This is a genomic window from Micromonospora sp. HB375, assembly GCF_017872985.1.
Taxonomy (GTDB): domain Bacteria; phylum Actinomycetota; class Actinomycetes; order Mycobacteriales; family Micromonosporaceae; genus Micromonospora; species Micromonospora chalcea.
Genome location: NZ_JAGGJO010000001.1, coordinates 4,175,071 through 4,194,886 on the forward strand (window position 1 = coordinate 4,175,071; position 19,816 = coordinate 4,194,886).

Annotated in this window: 12 protein-coding genes; 5 read left to right on the forward strand and 7 right to left on the reverse strand. The window is 75.3% G+C overall.

Annotation, left to right across the window (positions count from 1 at the left end; all coding sequences use genetic code 11):
• Positions 1–163: 163 nt before the first annotated feature.
• The 4 genes from J3R08_RS19140 to rph form a co-directional block, all read right to left on the reverse strand.
• Positions 164–1,540: an endo-1,4-beta-xylanase gene (locus J3R08_RS19140; RefSeq protein WP_209962323.1), complete on the reverse strand. Its 1,377-nt coding sequence runs from the start codon at positions 1,538–1,540 to the stop codon at positions 164–166.
• Between the two features lie 171 nt (positions 1,541–1,711).
• Positions 1,712–2,806: a 12-oxophytodienoate reductase gene (locus J3R08_RS19145; protein WP_113972958.1), complete on the reverse strand. Its 1,095-nt coding sequence runs from the start codon at positions 2,804–2,806 to the stop codon at positions 1,712–1,714.
• Positions 2,807–2,848: 42 nt separating this feature from the next.
• On the reverse strand, positions 2,849–3,217 hold the full coding sequence (locus J3R08_RS19150) for a MerR family transcriptional regulator (RefSeq protein WP_069088436.1): 369 nt from the start codon (positions 3,215–3,217) through the stop codon (positions 2,849–2,851).
• A gap of 48 nt (positions 3,218–3,265) precedes the next feature.
• Entirely contained in the window at positions 3,266–5,851 is a 2,586-nt protein-coding gene (gene rph, locus J3R08_RS19155) for a rifamycin-inactivating phosphotransferase (RefSeq protein WP_209962324.1), read from the reverse strand.
• A 311-nt stretch (positions 5,852–6,162) separates the two neighbouring features.
• Between rph and J3R08_RS19160 the strand changes: the two genes are divergently transcribed.
• Together J3R08_RS19160 and J3R08_RS19165 are read left to right on the forward strand one after the other, a co-directional pair.
• Positions 6,163–10,317, forward strand: coding sequence for a SpoIIE family protein phosphatase (locus J3R08_RS19160; protein ID WP_209962326.1), 4,155 nt, complete (start codon positions 6,163–6,165; stop codon positions 10,315–10,317).
• Complete coding sequence (locus J3R08_RS19165; RefSeq protein WP_043323291.1) at positions 10,314–10,613, forward strand: STAS domain-containing protein; 300 nt, start codon at positions 10,314–10,316, stop codon at positions 10,611–10,613. The genes J3R08_RS19160 and J3R08_RS19165 overlap by 4 nt, the downstream gene beginning before the upstream one ends.
• A 49-nt stretch (positions 10,614–10,662) precedes the next feature.
• On the opposite strand, the gene J3R08_RS19170 is transcribed toward J3R08_RS19165, so the two are convergent.
• Both J3R08_RS19170 and J3R08_RS19175 read right to left on the reverse strand, forming a co-directional pair.
• The gene (locus J3R08_RS19170) at positions 10,663–11,544 is read right to left on the reverse strand and encodes a universal stress protein (protein ID WP_064445613.1); all 882 of its coding nucleotides are present in this window, start codon (positions 11,542–11,544) and stop codon (positions 10,663–10,665) included.
• Positions 11,545–11,563: 19 nt separating this feature from the next.
• Positions 11,564–14,242, reverse strand: a complete 2,679-nt coding sequence (locus J3R08_RS19175) for a cation-transporting P-type ATPase (RefSeq protein ID WP_209962328.1) — start codon at positions 14,240–14,242, stop codon at positions 11,564–11,566.
• Positions 14,243–14,352: 110 nt separating this feature from the next.
• Here J3R08_RS19175 and J3R08_RS19180 point away from each other — a divergent pair, with 110 nt between their 5' ends.
• From J3R08_RS19180 to J3R08_RS19190, 3 genes are all read left to right on the forward strand, one after another.
• Positions 14,353–15,165 carry a hypothetical protein gene (locus J3R08_RS19180; RefSeq protein ID WP_231915420.1) on the forward strand — a complete coding sequence of 271 codons (813 nt, stop codon included), beginning with the start codon at positions 14,353–14,355 and terminating at the stop codon, positions 15,163–15,165.
• 74 nt (positions 15,166–15,239) lie between these two features.
• Positions 15,240–15,713 carry a hypothetical protein gene (locus tag J3R08_RS19185; RefSeq protein ID WP_209962330.1) on the forward strand — a complete coding sequence of 158 codons (474 nt, stop codon included), beginning with the start codon at positions 15,240–15,242 and terminating at the stop codon, positions 15,711–15,713.
• Positions 15,714–15,789: 76 nt separating this feature from the next.
• Complete coding sequence (locus tag J3R08_RS19190) at positions 15,790–17,007, forward strand: MFS transporter (protein WP_209962332.1); 1,218 nt, start codon at positions 15,790–15,792, stop codon at positions 17,005–17,007.
• Here J3R08_RS19190 and J3R08_RS19195 read toward each other — a convergent pair.
• Positions 16,935–19,709: a helix-turn-helix transcriptional regulator gene (locus J3R08_RS19195; protein WP_209962335.1), complete on the reverse strand. Its 2,775-nt coding sequence runs from the start codon at positions 19,707–19,709 to the stop codon at positions 16,935–16,937. The two genes, J3R08_RS19190 and J3R08_RS19195, sit on opposite strands and share 73 nt — an antisense overlap.
• Positions 19,710–19,816 lie beyond the last annotated feature (107 nt).

A 19,816-nucleotide genomic window follows, 5' to 3' on the forward strand; every position in this document is an offset into this window, starting at 1 on the left:
CACAGGTAACCGTCACGGCGAGTGTTAACGCTCACAAGTTGCCCCGTCAACCAATCGCGCGAAATGTGCATGTCTCTTTCTTGTAACAGAGACGGCGCTCCAGGTAGGACGCGACCGGACGTCGCGGGGGCGGCACGTCGTACCGCCCCCGCGACGCCTGCGCTCAGGAGGCGGAGCAGGTGGGCGTCATGCCCGATCCGCTTCCGTTGCCCTGGAAGCCGAACTCGGCGCTCTGGCCGGCGCCGAGCTGGCCGTTGTAGTCGACGTTCGTGAACCGCACCGTGCCGCTGTTACCGCTCGCGGTGGCGCTCCAGGTGTTTGTGACGCTCGCGCCGCCCGGCAGCGTCATGGTGACGGTCCATCCCCGGGTGCCCGACAAGCCCGCTGTCACCTTCACGTTGGCGACGAAGCCACCGGTCCAGGAGTTCAGCGTCACCGAGGCCGTACACCCGCCCTGACCCGGCGGTGGCGTGGTCGGATTGTTGGGCGGCGGGGTGGTCGGGTTGTTCGGCGGCGGGGTGGTGGTCGGCGGCGGGTTGTTGGTGCCGGAGTTCAGCGCGTCGAGCACCGCGTTGTACGCCGCCTTCTTGTTGCCTGAACAGTCGAACAGCAGCGCGTTGTCCGAGCCGCGCCACGAGTCGCAGTCCCGCACGCCCCACACCGTGATGCCGGCGCAGCGCGACACCGCCAGGCAGGCCCGGGTGACGGCGGCGTAGATGTTCGCCTGGTTGCCGCCGGTCATCACGTCCAGCTCGGTGATCTGGACCTCCACGCCCAGGTCCGCGAAGCGCTGAAGATTGGCCTGGTAGTCACCGGGGATCGTGGTGCCCAGGTGCGACTGGAAGCCGACGCAGTCGATCGGCACGCCACGCGACTTGAAGTCGCGCACCATGTTGTAGATGCCGGTCGACTTCGCGTTGATGCCGTCGGTGTTGTAGTCGTTGTAGCAGAGCTTCGCGCCCGGGTCGGCGGCGCGGGCGGCCCGGAACGCGGCCTCGATCCAGTCGTTGCCGGTGCGCTGCAGGTTCGAGTCACGGCGCCCGCCGCTGCCGCCGTCGGCGAACGCCTCGTTCACCACGTCCCAGGCGTAGATCTGCCCCCGGAAGTGGGTGGCGACCTGGGTGACGTGATTGATCGCGGCGTTGCGCAGCGCGCTGCCGGACAGACCCTGCGCCCACGACGGCTGCTGCTGGTGCCAGAGCAGCGCGTGCCCGCGCACCGACATCCCGTTCGCGCGGGCGTGACTGACCAGCCGGTCGCCACCGCTGTAGTTGAACCGCCCCTGCTGCGGCTCGGTGGCGTCCCACTTCATCTCGTTCTCGGCCACCACGGAGTTGAACTCGCGGTTCAGCACCGTGGCGTACGTGTTGTCGGACAGCTTGTTGGTGGCGACCGCGGCGCCGAAGTAACGGCCCTTCTCGGCCGCCGCCGCGCGCAGCGTGGTGCCGGCGCTCGCGGCCGGCGCCAGGGCCACCGCCATGCCGGCGGCGAGCGCGCCGGCCAGGATGCCGGTGGTCAGCAAGGCTCTCTTTCGTCTCATGCGGATTCCTCTTCCGGGGGTTACGCGATGGTGGTGGTGCGACTCCCCCGACTCCGCGTCCGGTGACGGTGTCGGGGTACGACCAGCGCGGCTCGCCCGGTGAGCCTTGCGGCGCTCATGCCCTGCCATCGACTGTGAGCGATAACATCCCCCGGCGTCAACCCCTGGCGCCTACGGATAGACGTCCTCGTGCGCCTTGCGGTAGTCGACGATCTCGTCCAGCCGGCCGGCCGCGGCGTGCGTCACCCAGGCCGGGTTGCCGAGCAGCGCGCGGCCCAGCGCGACCAGGTCGAACTCCCCGTCCGCCAGCCGCGCGGCCAGGCCCGCCACCGACTCCGGGCCGCCCGCGCGCAGGAAGTCCCGGCGCAGCCCGACCGAGCCGACAGTGATCGACGGCAGACCGGTGAGACGCTTCGCCCAGCCGGCCAGGTTCAGCGGCGAGCCGGGGAACGCCGGCTCCCAGAAGCGACGCTGCGAGGCGTGCAGCACGTCCGCGCCGGCCTCGGCGAACGCGCCGAGGATCCGCGCCAGCTCGGCCGGGGTCTCGGCGATCCGCGCGTCGAACGCGCGCTCCTTGAACTGGGAGAACCGCACGATCACCGGCCGGTGTGCCGGGACCTGCTCGCGCACCGCGCGGACCACGGCCGCCGGGAACGCCGCCCGCCGCGCCGGGGAGCCACCGAACGCGTCGGTCCGGCGGTTCGTGTACGGCCACAGGAACTCGTCCAGCAGGTAACCGTGCGCGGCGTGGATCTCGACCGCGTCGAACCCGGCCCGGACCGCCACCCCTGCCGCGTCCGCGTACGCCGCCAGCAGGACGTCCGCGTCGGCGGCGGTCATCGCGTGCGGCGCGGGGCGGCCCGGCTCGCGTACCCCCGAGGGGGTCCACGCCGGAGCGCCGTCCACCGGCTCGCGCAGGCTGCCCAGGTGCCACAGCTGCGCGGCGATCCGGCCGCCGGCGGCGTGCACCGCCTCGACCACGCCGCGCCAGCCGGCCTCGGCCGCGCCGGAAGTCATCCGTGGCACGGTGTCCTCGTGGCCGGCGCTGGGATGGTCCACCAGCACGCCCTCGGTGACGATCAGGCCGACACCCGCCGCGGCGCGGCGCCGGTAGTACTCGGCCATCTCCGGCGTCGGCACGCCGCCCGGCGCGCGGTTGCGGGTCATCGGCGCCATCACGAAGCGGGACGGCAACGACAGGCCGGCGACGGTGACCGGCTCCAGCAGCGGCGTCACCGGCGATGCGGTGTCCAGTGTCGCGTTCATGACCCGACGCTAGGAGTTGACACCGGTGTCAACTGCAAGCGCTCAGGCGGCCGGATCCCGGGTGTCCTCGGTCACTGTCATGTCGGCCACCACGTCGTCGAGCACCGCGACGGCGTGCGCGAGCCGTGCCATCTCGGCGGTCATCCGGGCCCGCTCCTCGCGCAGCCGGTCGGTCAGCCACGAGGTGCGGATCTCCGGGTCGGTCACGCAGGGCAGCAGCTCGGCCATCCGGCGACTGCTCAGCCCGGCGTCGAACAGCCGCTGGATGAGCCGGACCCGGTCCACCGCCGACTCGGCGAAGACCCGCTGGCCGCTCGGTGTGCGCAGGGCGGCGAGCAGGCCCTGCTGCTCGTAGTACCGGATGGACCGGGCGCTGACCCCGGTACGCGCCGACAGCTCCCCGATCCGCATCGCGCCTCCCCGCTCGCCGGACCTCCATCATCGAGCATGCCGCGCCGGTCAGGACAGCAGCTCGACGTACCCGTCGGTGCCGTGCACGCGGATCCGCCCGCCGTCGGGGATCAGCCGGGTCGCGTCCGGCACCGCCACCACCGCGGGCAGGCCGTACTCGCGGGCGATCACCGCGCCGTGGGTCATCAGGCCGCCGATCTCCGTCACCAGTCCCGCGACTGCGACGAACAGCGGCGTCCAGCTCGGGTCGGTGTACGCGGTGACGAGGATGTCGCCCGGCTCCACGTCGGCCCGGGTCAGGTCCGTCACGACCCGCGCCCGCCCCTCGACCACGCCGGCCGAGACCGCCAGCCCGGCCAGGGCGCCCGGCGGCACGTCGTCGCGCCGGTACGAGCCGTTGAGCGCCTCCCCGTCGGAGGTGAGCACCCGGGGCGGGGTGAGCGCCTGGTGCGCCCGGAACTCCCCGCGGCGCCGCCGGATCAGCCCGGCGTCGGCCCGCCCGGTGGCCGCGACCTCGCGGAACTCGTCGAAGGTGAGGAAGAAGACGTCCTCCGGACCGGCGAGCACACCGGCGCGCGCCAGCCGGTCCGCCTCGGCCATGAGCGCCTGCTTGTAGACGGCGTAGCGGCTCACGATGTCGTACTTCGGGTACTCGCGGTAGCCGGCGAACGTGCGTACCCGGTCGATCATGCGTTGCGTCTCGGCGGCCTTGCGCTCACCGTCGGGCAGCGCGCGCAGGCGGTCCAGCACCTCCCGGGCCTTCGCCTCGGCCCGCTCCCGGCCCTGGGCGAAGCGGCGGGCGGCCGCGCCCGGGGTGAAGGTGTGGGCGTTGTCCAGGATCAGCGGCACGAGCGTGGCCGGGCGCTCGCTCCACCGTGGCCGGGTGATGTCGATCTCGCCGACGCAGCGCATGCCGTACCGGTCCAGGTAGCCATCGACGGCCGCGCGCGCCTCGACGCCGCCGGGCAGCTTCGGCAGCTCGTCCAGGAACCCGTCGCCGGCGTCCCGCAGGAACGCCACCACCTCGGGGTACGGCCGGATCACGTCGGCCACGTCGAGCAGCGCCAGCCCCATCTCGGCGGTGACGTTGCCGGGCGCGGACAGCGTGAGCGTGTCGGCGGCGTCGCGTTCGCCGAGCCACTCCCCCAGCTTGTCGTTGAGCCACCAGGCGGCCTGCATCCCGGCCATGATCACCTGGGCGCTCACCGGATCGGTGAGCACCCGCTTGTGCTCGGCGAACGCCTCGATCAGGAAGTCGAACAGCTCCGGTCCGCTGCGGCCCTCGATGTCGCGGCGCAGGGCGGCGAGGGACTCCCGGCTGCGCGCGACGAGGCCGGTGACGATCGCCGGATCGGTGTCGATCGGCGGTGGCGGCCCACCCGCGGGCGGGCCGGCCGGGTCCGGCGCGGCCGGTACGACGTCGCGGGCGAGGACCGTCTCCAGCGCGTCCCGGGTGAGCGGGTCGGCCCGGCCGATCATGCCCAGGAACGCGGTACGGCCCGCCGGGGTGGCCAGGTGCGGTGTGGCGTCGACGAACAGCCGGCCGCCCGCCTCGTGCATCGGCGCCATGGCGGTCAGCCGCCACATCGACAGACCCAGCGGCTTCATCGCGTCGGTCATCATCTGCTGGTGGCCGACCGACAGGTAGACGTGGAACGTCCCGTCGGCGGCGGCAGCCGGCACCGGGAACAGCGTGGTGATCGGCCGGCTCTGCAGGATGTGGACGTCGTCCCCGGTCACCGCCCACTCGACGTCCTGCGGGCAGCCGAAGTACGCCTCGATCCGCCGGCCCAGCGCGGCGAGCCGTACCGCCTGCGCGTCGGTCAGCGCCGGCTGGGCCTGCCGCGCCGGGTCGACGGGCGCCTGCCGGGTGCCGCCGCCGGGCGCCGCGTGCACGGCCCGTGACTTCGCGCCGATCCGCCGGCCGACGACAGCGCCGTCGCGCACCGTGAACACGTCCGGGTTCACCAGGCCGGAGACCAGGGCCTCGCCCAGCCCGAAGCCCGCCTCCACCGAGACCACCCGCCGGTCGCCGGTGACCGGGTCGGCGGTGAACAGAACCCCGGCGGCGTCCGGGAAGACCATCCGCTGCACCACCACCGCCATGTCCACGGCGCGGTCGTCGATGCCGTGGCGCCGCCGGTAGGTCACCGCCCGGTCGGTGAACAGCGAGGCCCAGCAGCGGCTGACGTGCCGCAGCACCTCGGCCGTGCCGACCACGTTGAGGTAGGTGTCCTGCTGGCCGGCGAACGAGGCGTCCGGCAGGTCCTCCGCGGTCGCGCTGGAGCGCACCGCGTACGCGGCGTCCGCCCCGAGCGCGGCCAGCGCGGCGGTGACCGCCGCCGCGACGTCGCCGGGCAGGGCGGTCCGCTCGACGGCGCGACGGACCTCGGCGGCGGCCGTGCGCAGCGCCGCCGGGTCGTCCGCGTCCGCGCGGGCCAGCCGGTCCAGCGGGCCGGCCAGCGCCGGCGTCCGCGCCACCAGCCGGAAGGCGTCCGTCGTCACGCAGAAACCCCTGGGTACGCGCACCCCGTCGATCCGCGTCAGCGCCCCCAGGTGCGCGCCCTTGCCGCCGACCGCGGCGATCCGCGCCTCGTCCACCTCGTGCAGTTGCCACACGTACCGTCCGGTCATGCCGTGCCCCCGTTTTCGCAGCTCAACCCGCATCGGCCGATGATTCTGCGGCATCACCGGGGCCTTGCGGCAAGACCGGGGGTGCGATATACATTGATAGTGGCAAGGAGATCTGTCTCCTTGCCTTTCGTTATGCCGCAGCCTTTCGTTTTGCCGCACCACGAACCCCTGCCCTGACCCGCTGCCGTCACGTGAGTCAGATCTCCCCGCCCCGGGTGGAGTGCCGGGGGCGCGACGGGGCAAGAAGCGACCACGAGGCCGCGACGCGGCCCGGACGAGCGGGATCGGACGGGGTGGGGGAGACTCGGGCGATGAGCGGCGCTGACACCGACCCGCGTACGCGCGCCGACGTCTTCGCCGTCGACGGCGAGATCGGGCCGGACCTGGCGCGCGTCGACTGGTCCGCGCACCCGCTCGGGCCGCCGGACACCTGGCCGCAGAGCCTGCGGACCTCGGTGCGGATCCTGCTGTCCTCCCGGTTCCCGATGTGGATGGCCTGGGGACCGCAGCTGACGTTCTTCTGCAACGCCGCCTACCGGCGGGACACGCTCGGCCGCAAGTACCCGTGGGCGCTGGGCCGCCCGGCGAACGAGGTGTGGACCGAGATCTGGGACGACATCGGTCCCCGCGTCGACACCGTGCTGCGCACCGGCGAGGCGACCTGGGACGAGGGACTGCTGCTGTTCCTGGAGCGGGCCGGCTACCGGGAGGAGACCTACCACACGTTCTCCTACAGCCCGCTGCGCGACGACGACGGCAGCCTCGTCGGGATGCTCTGCGTGGTCAGCGAGGACACCGAGCGGGTCATCGGCGAGCGGCGGATGGCCACGCTGCGCGATCTCGGCTCGGACCCGAGCGTCATCCGCACCGAGCAGGAGACGCTCACGTTCGTCAGCCGCCAGCTGGCCCGCAACCCGCAGGACCTGCCGTTCACGCTCACCTACCTGTACGACCGCGACGGCGACGCCCGGCTGGCGGAGGCGACCGGGCTGCCGGCCGGACACCCGGCGGCCCCGGCCACGCTGTCCCTCACCGACCCCGCCTCCCCGTGGCCGGCCGGCGCCCTCACCGAGGGCGACCCGGTACGGGTGACGCTCGACGGCCCGGCCTTCGCGGACCTGCCCGCGGGCGCCTGGCCCGCCCCGCCGGCCGAGGCCCTGCTGGTGCCGCTACGGCAGCAGGGCGGCGCGCCGTACGGGTTCCTGGTGGCGGGACTCAACCGCTACCGGGCGCTGGACGACGGCTACCGCGGCTTCGTGGAGCTGACCGCCGGGCACCTGGCGACCGGAATCGCGAGCGCCCGCAGCTACCAGGCGCAGCAGCGGCGGGCCGAGGAGCTCGCCGAGCTGGACCGCGCCAAGACCGCCTTCTTCTCCAACATCAGTCACGAGTTCCGCACCCCGCTCACGTTGATCATGGGGCCGGTGGACGAGCTGCGCGGCCGGCTGCACGACGCCGACGAGCGGGTCCGCACGGAGCTGGACGTCATCCGCCGCAACGGGCTGCGCCTGGGCAAGCTGGTCAACAGCCTGCTCGACTTCTCCCGCATCGAGGCGGGCCGGATGCAGGCCCGCTACGAGCCGGTGGATCTGGCCGCGGTGACCGCCGACCTGGCCAGCGTCTTCCGGTCGGCGATCGAGCGCGCCGGCCTCTCCTTCGAGGTCGACTGCGCGCCCCTGCCCGAGCCGGTGCACGTGGATCGGGGCATGTGGGAGAAGGTGGTGCTCAACCTGCTCAGCAACGCGCTGAAGTTCACCTTCGACGGGACGGTGCGGGTGCGGATGGACGCCGAGCACGGGATGGCCGTGCTGCGGATCTCCGACACCGGCATCGGCGTCCCGGCCGAGGAGATGCCGCGCCTGTTCGAGCGGTTCCACCGCATCGAGAACGCCCGGTCCCGCTCCGGCGAGGGCAGCGGCATCGGCCTCGCCCTGGTCAAGGAACTGGTCTCGCTGCACGGCGGCGACATCGACGCGGACAGCGCCGTGGGCCGCGGCACCACCTTCACCGTCCGGTTGCCGTTCGGCGCCGCTCACCTGCCCGCCGACGCGCTCACCCCGGCCGGCGCCGGCCGGGCGCCCGGGTCGGCCGAGCCGTTCGTGCAGGAGGCGCTGCGCTGGCTGCCCGCCGACCCGGGCGCCGTCGTCGGCGAGGACGGGCCCGCCGCCACGGAGGGCCCGGTGCATCCGCTGCCCGGCGGCGCGCCGGCCCGCGTCCTGGTGGCCGACGACAACGCCGACATGCGGGAGTACCTCACCCGGCTGCTGCGCTCGGCCGGACACGAGGTGCACACGGTCGCCGACGGGCGTGCCGCGCTGGACGCCGCCCGCGCGCAGACGCCCGACCTGGTGGTCAGCGACGTGATGATGCCCCGGCTCGACGGCCTGCAACTGGTGGCCGCGTTGCGCGCCGATCCCCGTACGGCCGGCACCCCGGTGCTGCTGCTGTCCGCCCGCGCCGGCCAGGAGGCCTCGATCGAAGGGCTGGAAGCAGGCGCCGACGACTACCTGGTCAAGCCGTTCCCGGCCGCCGAGCTGCTGGCCCGCGTACGCGCCAACGTGGAGCTGGCGCGGCTGCGCAACCACCACGCGCGCTGGCGCACCGCGCTCGTCGACTCGCTGCAGGAGGCGTTCTTCGTCTGCGACGAGGACGGCGCCGTGGTCGAGATCAACGCGGCGTTCACCGACGTCCTCGGCTACGGGACCGAGGGCCTGCCCTATCCGCCGGTACAGCCGTGGTGGCCGGACCAGGAGGCCGAACCGGACGCGCACCGTCAGGTGGCCGCCGCGTTCTCGAGGCTGGTCGGCCAGTCCCGCGGCACCTACACCGTGCCGGTGACCCATCGCGACGGGCACCGGATCTGGATCTCTGCCGCGTTCAACCAGGTGGACGACCCGGACAGCGGCCGGCGGATGATCGTGGGCACGTTCCGTGACGTCACCGCCGAGCACTACGCGGTCCAGCGGGAGACCGCCCTGGCCGGGCTCGGCATGCGCCTGTCCCGGGCCGACGACCTCGCCGACGCGCTGCACGGCGTGCTGGACGAGCTGCGCAAGCTGTGGCGGGCCGCGGGCGTGCTCACCGCCGTCTTCGGTGACCTGCCCACCCCCGACGTGACCGGCACCGACCCGGCGGCCCGGTGGGCGACGCTGCCCGCCAAACGCCGGCAGGCGTTGCTCGCGCTGCGCGACACCCCGCTGCTGACGCCGGTGGCGACACGCCGGCACGGCGCCGGGATCGCAGTCGAGCACCCGCACGGCACCATGGCGCTCTGGATCGACCTGGGCGAGAAGCGGCCCTTCACCGAGCAGGACCAGACCCTGCTGGCGCTGCTGGCCGGCCACATCGGTCAGGGGCTGCACCGGGTGCACCAGATCGACCAGCAGCGGGAGACCGCCCTGGCCCTGCAACGCGCGATCCTCGGCCCGGCGCAACTGCCCGCCGGCTTCGCCGTGCGGTACGCCCCCGCCGCGGTGCCGCTGAAGGTCGGCGGCGACTGGTACGACACGGTGGAGCTGCCGGACGGGCGCATCGGCATCGTCGTCGGCGACTGCGTGGGACACGGGCTGCGGGCCGCCACCGTGATGGGGCAGCTGCGCAGCGCGTGCCGCGCCCTGCTGTTGCAGGACCCCAGCCCGGCCCGGACGCTGGCGGCGCTGGACCGGTTCGCCGCGCTGCTTCCCGGCGCGTCCTGTGCCACCGTCTTCTGCGGCGTCCTCGACCCGGTCACCGGCCTGATGCGCTACTCCAGCGCCGGTCACCCGCCGGCCATCGTGGTCGGCGCCGACGGCACTCCCCAGCTCCTGCAGCACGGCCGGTCCCGGCCGCTGGCCGTCCGCGCGGGTGAGGAACGACCGGAGGCGGAGGCCACGGTGCCGCCGCGCGCCACCCTGATGCTCTACACCGACGGTCTGGTGGAACGCCGCCGCCAGCCGATCACCGTCGGCATCGCCCGCGCCACCGACGCCATCCAGCAGGGCCACCACGCGCCGGTGGAGGTGCTCGCCACCGAGATCATGGATCGGCTCACGCCCGACGGCGGCTACCACGACGACGTGGCGCTGCTGCTCTACCGCCATCCCGGGCCGCTGGAGCTGGAGTTCCCGGCCGAGTCGACGCGGCTGGCCGAGGTGCGTACCGCGCTGCGAGGATGGCTGGACCGTTGCGGGCTGGCCCCGGCCCACGCCTACAACATCCTGGTCGCGGCCGGCGAGGCGTGCGCCAACGCGATCGAGCACGGGCACCGCGACAACCCCGGCGGGCGGATCCGGCTGCGCGCCGCCGCCACCGCGAACAACCTGCGCCTGAGCGTGACCGACAGCGGTCACTGGCGGGAGCGCGAGCAACCCCCCGATCCGCACCGCGGCCGGGGGCTCGTGCTCATGCGCGCGCTGATGGACAGCATCAGCGTCACCCCGGGAGCGACCGGCACCACCGTCGACATGCAGGCGAGGATCACCGCATGAGCGCGTCCCTGACTCTCACCACGAGCGACCGTCCCGACGGCGTCCGCGTGCTGACCGCCGTCGGCGAGATCGACATGAGCAACGCGTCCTCGTTCGCCGACGCGCTGGCCGAGGGGGTACGGCCCGAGGGCGAACCCCTGGTCGTGGACCTTACGAAGGTCGAGTACCTGGACAGCGCCGGGCTGGCCGCGCTGTTCCCGCACGCCGACCGGATCGCGCTGGTCGCCGGTCCGCTGCTGGAGCCGCTGCTGACCATCTCCGGGCTGGCCGACCTCACCACGGTCCGCCGCGCCTGACGCCGTCGCGGCGTCAGGCGCTGTCGCGGAAACAGGCGCTGCCGCGGAGTCAGGCGGCGTCGCGGACGATCACCAGCGGCGAGTGGGCGTGGTGCAGCACCGCGTGGCTGACCGAGCCGAGCAGCAGCCCGCCCAACGCGCCACGGCCGTGCGCCCCGACCACCACCAGCTGGGCGTCCTTCGACTCCTCGACCAGCACCCGGGCCGGGGCGCCGCGGATCGACCGCTGCCGCACCGGCACGTCGGGGTAACGCTGCGACCAGCCGGCGACAGACTCGGCGACGACGCGCCGGGACTCCTCGGCGAGCGCCTCCGGGTCGTACACCAGGGGCAGGATGTCGCCGGGGCCCATCGGGGTGGGGTACAGCCAGGCGTGCACCACGATCAGCGAGGCGCCCCGGCGGGCGGCTTCCTCGTACGCGAACCCGACCGCCGCGGTGGACAGCTCGGAGCCGTCCACGCCGACCACGACCGGGCCGTCGGCGCGTGCCTCGCCGCGCGTCACCAGCACCGGGCAGTGGGCGCGGGCGGACACCTGGAGCGTGACCGAGCCGATGAGCAGGCCGGCGAAGCCGCCCAGGCCGCGGTGTCCGAGCACGATCAGCGCGGCGTCGCGGGACTCGGCGACCAGCACCGCGGCCGGCGCGCCGTCGACCACCACGCCGGTGACCGGTACGTCCGGCGCGACCTTGCCGGCCTCGGCGACCGCCTCGGCGACGCACCGTTCGGCCTGGTTGCGCAGGCCGGCGCCGGCGGGCGCGCCCGGGGCCGGGGTGAGCGGCGCGCGGGTCAGCGGCCAGATGAACGCGTGCACCACCTGCAGCGGCCGGTTCCGGTCGGCGGCCTCGCGGGCGGCGACCCGGACCGCGTCCAGGGCGGTGGCCGATCCGTCCACGCCCACCACGACGGGGGCCTGCGAGTGGATTGTCATGACGCCTCCTTCACTGTCCTCAGCCTGCCCGTCCGGCGGCCGGCCGGGCAGGGTCCTGGGTCCCGGCGCGAGGGCCGTCGGTCCCGTCGGCCGTGCCGGAGCGGCGGGTCAGCCGCAGCACCAGCCCGGGCAGGACGCCGATCGCGGCGCAGGCGAGCAGGTCGAGCGCGCTCAGCGGGGACGTGCCGAGCAGCTCGCGCAGCGGCGGCAGCAGCACGCCGGCGACCTGGAGGACCGCGGAGATCGCGACCGCCACCGGCAGGGCGCGGTTGTGCTCCCGCGAGCCGGGCGCCCGGGTCGCGCGGACGGCCAGCGCCACGCCGAGCTGGGCGAGGCCGAGCACCACGAAGACCACCGACTGCCACGGCCGGTCCGCCGCGGCGGCCCACACGCCGGCGCCGAGCGTCGCGGCGGCGATGAGCGCGCCGGTGACCAGCACGTCCCGGCCGAGGCCGCCGCCGAGCACGGACTCCTGCGGCGAGCGGGGACGGCGGCGCAGCGTGCCCGGCTCGGCCGGCTCCGCGCCCAGCGCCACCCCGGGTACGCCGTGGGTGAGCAGGTTGATCCAGAGGATCTGCGCCGGCAGCAGCGGCACCGGCAGGCCGACCAGCGGTCCGAGCAGCATCACCGCGATCTCGGCGACCCCGCCGGCGAGCGCGTAGCGCAGGAACCGGCGGATGTTGTCGTAGATCCGGCGGCCCTCGCCGATGGCGGTCGCCACGGTGGTCAGGTCGTCGTCGACGAGCACCAGGTCGGCGGCCTGCCGGGCTACCTCGGTGCCGCCGCCCATCGCCACGCCGATGTCCGCCCGGCGCAGCGCCGGGGCGTCGTTGACGCCGTCGCCGGTCATCGCCACGACGTGTCCCCGGTCCTGAAGGCCGGCGATGATGTCGAGCTTCTGCTCCGGCTGGGTCCGCGCGTACACCCGGGTGTCGGGGTGGGCGCCGCCCGGGTCGCCGTCGTCGCCGTTGGCGAGCGGGTCGCCGTCGCGCCAGAGCCCGAGCCGGCCGCCGATGGCGGCGGCCGTCGCCGGGTGGTCGCCGGTGATCAGGACCAGCCGGATGCCGGCCTGCTCGAAGCCCGCCGCGATGCCGGGTGCCGCCGTGCGCAGCGGGTCACCGACCGCGACCAGGCCCAGCGGGCGCAGGCCGGTCGGCCGGGCCGGGTCCGGCAGCGTGTCGACCACGGCCGAGGCCACCGCCAGCACCCGCAGCCCTTCGGCGGCGAGCCGGTGCGCGGCATCGGTCAGCTCGGCCAGCTCCTCGGCGCCGGCGTCCATCAGCGGCGGGGCCAGCAGGTTCTCCGGCGCGCCCTTGCAGACCACGAGGTAGCGCCCGTCGCAGCGGCGGTGCACGGTGGTCATCCGGCGCAGGTCCTGGTCGAACGGGGCCTCCGCGACCCGGGGCCAGGCCTCGCGGGTGGTCTCCGGGTCCAGACCGCAGCGGGCCGCGAACGTGACGAGCGCGGCCTCCAGCGGGTCGCCGATCGCTGTCCACTCCGGCCGTTCGCCGGTCGGCGGGGTCAGCGTGGCGTCGTTGCAGAGCAGCCCGGCGCGGGCGAGGGCGCGCAGCTCGTCCGGGGCGCTCACCGGCTCGCCCCGGTGGCGCACCTCGCCGTCGGGCGCGTAGCCGGTGCCGGTCACGGCGTAGCGGTCGCGGCCGGGCACGACCGCGTGCTGCACCGCCATCCGGCCCTCGGTGAGCGTGCCGGTCTTGTCGGAGGCGATCACGGTGACCGACCCGAGGGTCTCCACCGCGTGCAGCCGCCGGGGAATGGCCCGGCTGCCGGCCATCCGGCGTGCGCCCAGGGCGAGCGCGAGCGTGACGACGGCGGGCAGCGACTCCGGTACGGCCGCCACCACGAGGCTCACCGCGGTGACCGCCATCTGCGTGACCGGGCGTCCGTCGAACACGCCGAGCGCGAAGACCAGCCCGGAGAGCACCACGGCGGTCAGCCCGAGCACCCGGCCGAGCGAGGACAGGCGGCGTTGCAGCGGGGTGGGCGCCGGGCGGGTCGCCGCGACCAGGGCGCTGATGCGGCCCAGCGCGCTCGCCGCGCCGGTGCGTACCACGGTCCCGGTGGCGCGGCCGGTGGTGACCACCGTGCCGGCGCTCGCCTCCTCCCCCGCGACCCGGGTCACCGCCACCGACTCACCGGTGAGCGCCGACTCGTCCAGGCTGAGCCGTACCGCGTCGGTGAGGTCCAGGTCGGCGGGCACCACGTCGCCGGCCTCCAGCCGGACCAGATCGTCCCGGACCAGGTCGGCGGCGGGGAGCACGAGGTCACGGCCGTCGCGGACCACCCGCGCGGTCGGCGCCGCGAGCCGGTCCAGCGCCGCCACCGCGCGGTCGGCGCGTACCTCCTGCACCACGCCGATCGCCGTGTTGATCAGGACGACCAGCACGATCACCGCGGTGTCGGGGTAGTCGCGCAGCAGCGTGGTCACCACGGCGGCGGCCAGCAGCAGCGCCACCAGCGGGTCGGTGAGCTGACGGAAGATCCGGCCGGTCAGCCCGCGCTTGCGTGGCGCGGCCACCGTGTTCGGCCCGTCGGCGCGCAGCCGGGCGGCCGCCTCGGCCGAGCCGAGCCCGGTCGCGGGGGCCGGAGAGATCTCGGTGGGCGTCACCGTGCCCTGCCCGCCGTTGATCACCACATTGCCCTCCATGTCGTCGCCGCCCGCGCCGGGCACTCCCAGCATGCCGGGTGCGCGGGCGCGGCTCGCAGGGCCGAGGGCCTGTCGGACCCGGGACCAACGGCCCCCGCGGTACGGGGCAGCGCGGCGTCCGACTCGTCGGTAACGTCCGTGCGGTGAACCGGACACGCAGCGCCGCCGGCCCGACACCCCCGTCCCGTCACCGGCCGGTCCGCTGGGCGCTCGCGGTGCTCCTGCTCGCGTCGGTCGGATGCGGAAGGGGATTCGGCGAGGAGAGCGGCGACGAACTGGCGCGCGACGTCGCGGCGGCGGAGGCGAAGCAGCTCAACACGGAGCTCGGGCACCGCAACCGGGTCCGCGACGCCGGGTCGATCGCGGCGGCCGAGATCGTCCAGCAGCCGCAGGGCACCGCGTTGGGCGATGACGAGACCGTCCGGCGGGAGGCCCTGGCCTGGTCCGGCCGCACCGCCAGAGACGAGCGGGCCACCGTCGACGTGCGGTTCGTGGTGACGGTGCCGGAACGACCGCCGGTGTCGGTCGGCGGCGCGAGCAACAGCGCCGGCGACGCCACCCGCTGCTACCGGTACGAGTTCCAGCTCTACCGCTACACGACGTACCACGAGATCGACTGTCCGAGCGGGGCCGCGCCCTCGCCACCCACCGCCGCGCCGGTGCCGAAGGTGCCCGAGGACGGGCGGCAGCGGCTCACCGCCGTGCTGCGTACCGCCACCCCGGACACCCTTGCCGGCGCGGTGCGGGCGGCGTTCCCGCAGGACTGGATCACCGTCGACACGACGGTGCACGAGGGCGCGCTCGTCGCCGCCGTCGGCGTACCGGCCGAACGGGACTGCCTCCTGCTCGTCCGCACCCCGGCCGGGAAGATCGAGGCTCCCGGGTACGACCGGATCTGGCTGGAGCCGGGCGAGACCGGCTGCCGGACGGGCCTGTACGTCTCGCCGCCGCGCTGAGACACCGGCCCGGTTTGCCGCGCGACGGCCGGAGGGCTGACCTTCTCGGGCCCATGTCAATGTAGCGTTGACGAGTGAGCCTGGCCGGCCTGTCCGAGATCGCCGCGACCCGGGTCCGGCTGGACGACCGCGAGCTGGACCTGATCGACCGGGCCCGGCACGACGGCGCCACCTGGGCCGACATCGCGCGGGCGCTGGGCCTGGGCAGCCGGCAGGCCGCCGAGCAGCGCCGGCAGCGTCTCGCGGCGGCCCGGCGGGCCCGCGTGACCCGGCTCGACCCGGCCGGCTCCCCCGACCTGCCCGTGCTGCGGACGGCGGTCGCCGACCTGCGCCGCTGGATCGAGACGGACCGCGCGTGGGACGGGCGCTTCCCCCGCGCGGCGTTGACGCGCCGCACCTGCGCGCTCGCGCTCGACGCCCCCGCCGGGCCGCTGTACGCGCTGGCCGCGCACCTCGCCGACGATCTCGCCGGGGCCGGACTCCGGCTGCCGCCTCCGGTACGCGACGCCGCCGGGCGCATCACGGTGACACTGTCAACAAGACATTGACGTAGCTCCGAAGTGTTGCCACGCCCCGGCTCATGTTCCGAGGATGAGTCCTCCAGGCTCAACTCTCGGGGGACCCATGCGCCGCAACGCCGTCCTGTTCGTGGCCGTCTCGCTGCTGTCCGGCCTGGGCGGCAGCGCCATGGCCCTGGTCTCCGGCATCTGGATCCTGGACCTGACCGGCTCCACCGGGCTCGCGGCGCTGGCCGGTCTCTGCGTCTACGCCCCGACGCTGGCCGGCCCCTGGCTCGGCGGCCTGCTCGACCGGGTCCCCCGGCGTCCTCTGGTGGTCGGCGTCAACCTCGCTCTCGCCGGCACGCTGCTGAGCCTGCTGGCGGTGCGCGGGCCCGGCCAGGCGTGGCTGATCTACGCCGTCTCGCTCGCCTACGGGATCGGATACGTGCTCGTCGACGCCGGCGAGACCGCGCTGCTGCCCGCCGCGCTCCCACCGGCCCGGCTGGCCGACGTCAACGGCTGGCGGTCGAGCGCGCAGGAGGGCGTGAAGCTGGTGGCGCCGCTGGCCGGCGCGGGACTGTACGCGTGGCGGGGCGGGCACGTCGTCGCGGTGCTCGCCGCCGTCGTACCGGTGCTCGTGGCCGCCCTGTACGGCGCGTTACGCCTGACGCGGACCGTCCCCGCTCCCCCGGCCGCCCGCCCGGCGGGAGTGCGGGCCGGGCTGACCGCGCTCCTGGCCCGGCGGGCGGTACGCGTGCCGGTGGCGCTCGCGGCGGCGTCCATCGCGATGTCCGGCTTCACCACCGCGGCGCTGTACGACGTGGTGGTGACGGAGCTTGCGCTGCCGTCCACCTTCCTCGGCGTGCTGGCCGGCGCGCAGGGTGGCGGATCGCTGCTCGCCGGGCTGGTCGTCGGCCGGCTCGTCCGCCGACACGGCGAGATCACGGTGGGGGTCGCCGGCGCGGTCCTGTTCGCGGCCGGCTGTCTGGGACGCTGCCTGCCGTGGTGGCCGGGCACGGTCGCCGCCTCGGTGGTGATCGGCGTCGGTCTGCCGTGGACGCTCGTCGCGGCGGTCACCGCCGTGCAGACGTACACGCCGCGGGAGATGCTCGGGCGGGTCGCCGGGACTGCGAACACGGTGATGTTCGGCCCGATCACGCTGGCCATCCCGCTCGGGTCGGCGGCGGTCGCGGTCGGCGGCCGGCCGCCGCTGGTACTCGCCGCCGTGGCGTGCCTGGCCGCGGCAATGGCGGCCGCCCGGCCGGGTCGTCAGCCCGCGGCCGGCGGGCCGGACAGGTGGCGGATCAGCTCCGGCCGGGAGCGCAGTCGAAGCTTCCGGTAGACGTTGCCGAGGTGGTACTCGACGGTCTTCGGCGACAGGAAGACCCGGGCCGCGATCTCCCGGTTCGTCAGGCCCTCCGCCACGTGCAGGGCGATCAGGCGTTCCTGGCCGGTCAGCCGGTCGACGGTCCGGTCGCCGGGCTCGGGCGGCCGCCGGCCGGTGGCGTCGATCTCGGTGCGGCACCGCCGCGCCCAGCCCTGCGCGCCGAGCGCCTCGAACAACCGCAGCGCGGCGTGCAACTGGACCCGCGCGTCCCGGCGGCGCCGGGCCCGGCGCAGCCGCTGCCCGTAGCTGAGCAGCGTCCGGGCCCGTTCCAGCGGGACGACGGCGGGATCGCACCGGGCCAGCGCCGCCGCGAAGACCTCGTCCAGGTCCGGTTCGCCGGCGAGCAGGCCCTCGACGCGCGCGGCGGCGGCGCGGGCGGCGGCACCGCCGGCCCCGGCCAGGTCGCGCAGCCGCCGCGCCGACCGCTGCGGGTCGGACAGGTGCGCGTACGCCTCGGCCAGCTCGGCCGCGACGGGCAGCCACCCCGGTTCGGCGATGCCGCCGTCGCGCTGGGCCCGGCGGACCCGTTCCAGCTCGGTCACGGCGTCCTGCCAGCGCGCCCCCACCGCCGCCGCGATCCCGGTGGCGTAGCGGAGCCGGACCTCGATCTCCCGGAACTCGCCCGGCAGGAGCCGGCGGGCGTCCTCGACGTGCGCGAGCGCCTCCGGCTCCTCGCCGAGCAGCGCCTCCACCAGGGCCAGCGCGGCCAGCGCCTCCGCCCGCAGCACCGGAAGCGCCACCTGCTCGGCGATCCGGACCGCCTCGGCGGCGGCCTGGTACGCCGCGTGCAGCCGGCCGGTGCGCCACTCCAGCCCGGCGAGCCGGGGCAGGGCGTACGCCAGCAGGAACACGTCGTCGGCGGCGCGGGCCCGGTCGATCTCCGGTTCCAGCAGCGCCCGCGCGGTGTCGTGGTCCCCGAGCCAGCAGAACACCTCGGCCAGCTCCGCCGCCGAGCCGTCGGCGTGGCCGGCGCAGGCGGCGACCAGGGCACGGGCCGACGCGACCCCTTCGGGCAGCCCGGCCAGCACCTGTGCCGCGGCCAGCCGGATCGGGCCCTTCGGCCAGGTCGCGCCCGCGTCCGCGGCGGCCAGCTCGGCCACCCGCGCGCACAGCGGCACCATGCCGGTGACGTCCAGCCGCGCCCAGAACTGGTTGACGCGGGCGCTCATCAGCCGGGCCGCGCCGAGCGGATCCGCTTGCGCGTACGCCTGCGCGTCGGCCAGGTACGCCTCGGCGCCCGCCGTGTCACCGTGCTGCTGCGCCAGGTGGGCGAGCAACGGCTTGACCCGGCAGCGCAGGTCGACGCGCCGGGTCAGTCCGATCGCCTCCTCCCCCAGCGTGATCGCGTGCCGGCTCGCGCCGGCGTTGGCCCAGGCGCGCGACGCGGCGGCGAGCCGGGACGCGCGTACGTCCGGGTCCGGGGTGAGACGGGCGGACCGTTCGTAGGCGCGGGCCTCGGCCACCACGCCGCCCCGGCGTTGCGCCCGCTCGGCGGAGTCGGCCAGCAACGCGGCGACGCCCTCGTCGGGCACGGTGGTGGCGGCCGCGAGATGCCAGGCCCGGCGGTCGGCGGTGTCGTCGCCGGTGAGCGCGGCGGCCACCGCCAGGTGGGCGGCCCGCCGCCGGCCGGGGCCGGCGACCGAGTGCACCGCGGCGCGGGTCAGCGGATGGCGGAACGTCACCTCACGGTCGGTCACCCGGATCAGCCCGGCGTCGACCGCCGGGTCCAGCACGCCCAGGCGCAGCCCGTCCGCCACCAGGATCCGCTCCAGCAGCGCCGGGGTGGTGACCTCGGTGACCGCGCAGGCGACGAGCGCACGCCAGGTGTCGTCGGGCAGCCCGCGGGCGTGCGCCAGGACGGTCGTCTCGATGCGTTCGACGAGCACGAGAGGCTCCCGCAGCGGCAGCCACCCGTTGCGGTGCTCCTCGGACAGCGTCGCCGGCAGCTCGGTCAGCGCGAGCGGGTTGCCGGCGGTGGCCGCCGCCAGGTCGGCGGCGACCCGGCGGTCCAGGCCGGCGCGCATGGCGAGCCGGATCGCGTCGTCGCGCGCCAGACCGGTCAGCGGCAGCTCCGGCAGGCCGGGCGCGGGGAACGCGGGGGCGTCGCGGGCCGCGAAGACGACGGCGACCCGGTCCGCGAGCAGCCGCCGGGCGGTGAACAGCAACGCCTCGGCGGAGGCCGGGTCGATCCAGTGCGCGTCGTCGACCAGGCAGAGCACCGGCGTGTCCTCGGCCGCCGTCGTGAGCAGGCTCAGCGTCGCCACGTACGCGGCGAGCCGGTTGACCGGACGGGAACTGCCGTCGATGGCGAATACGGTACGCAGCGCGTCGGCCTGCTGCGCGGGCAGATCGCCGAGCCGGTGCAGCAGTGGCCGCGCCAGTTGGTGCAGCGCGGAGAACGGCAGGTCCGCCTCGAACGGCGCGCCGGTGGCGTGCAGCACCCGCATCCCGGTGGACCGGGCGGCACAGTGCTGCAGCAGCGCCGTCTTGCCCACGCCTGCCGCACCGCGCAGCACCAGGGCGCCGCCGTGACCGTCGACCGCGTCGGCCAGCAGCGCGCCGAGCCGCCGGCACTCGTCGGCGCGCCCGAGCAGGGCGTCATCACCGGTGTCCGTGGCCGTGCCGACGGCACCGGCCGGCGCCGGACCGCTGCCCATGACCGCACGCTAGCCGCCGGTGTGGTCCGTCCGGGCGGGCGCGACGCGAACCCGACAGGGTGCCCGCGCGGCCTCGTCGACTAGGAGGAACCCGGATCCGGGTGCCG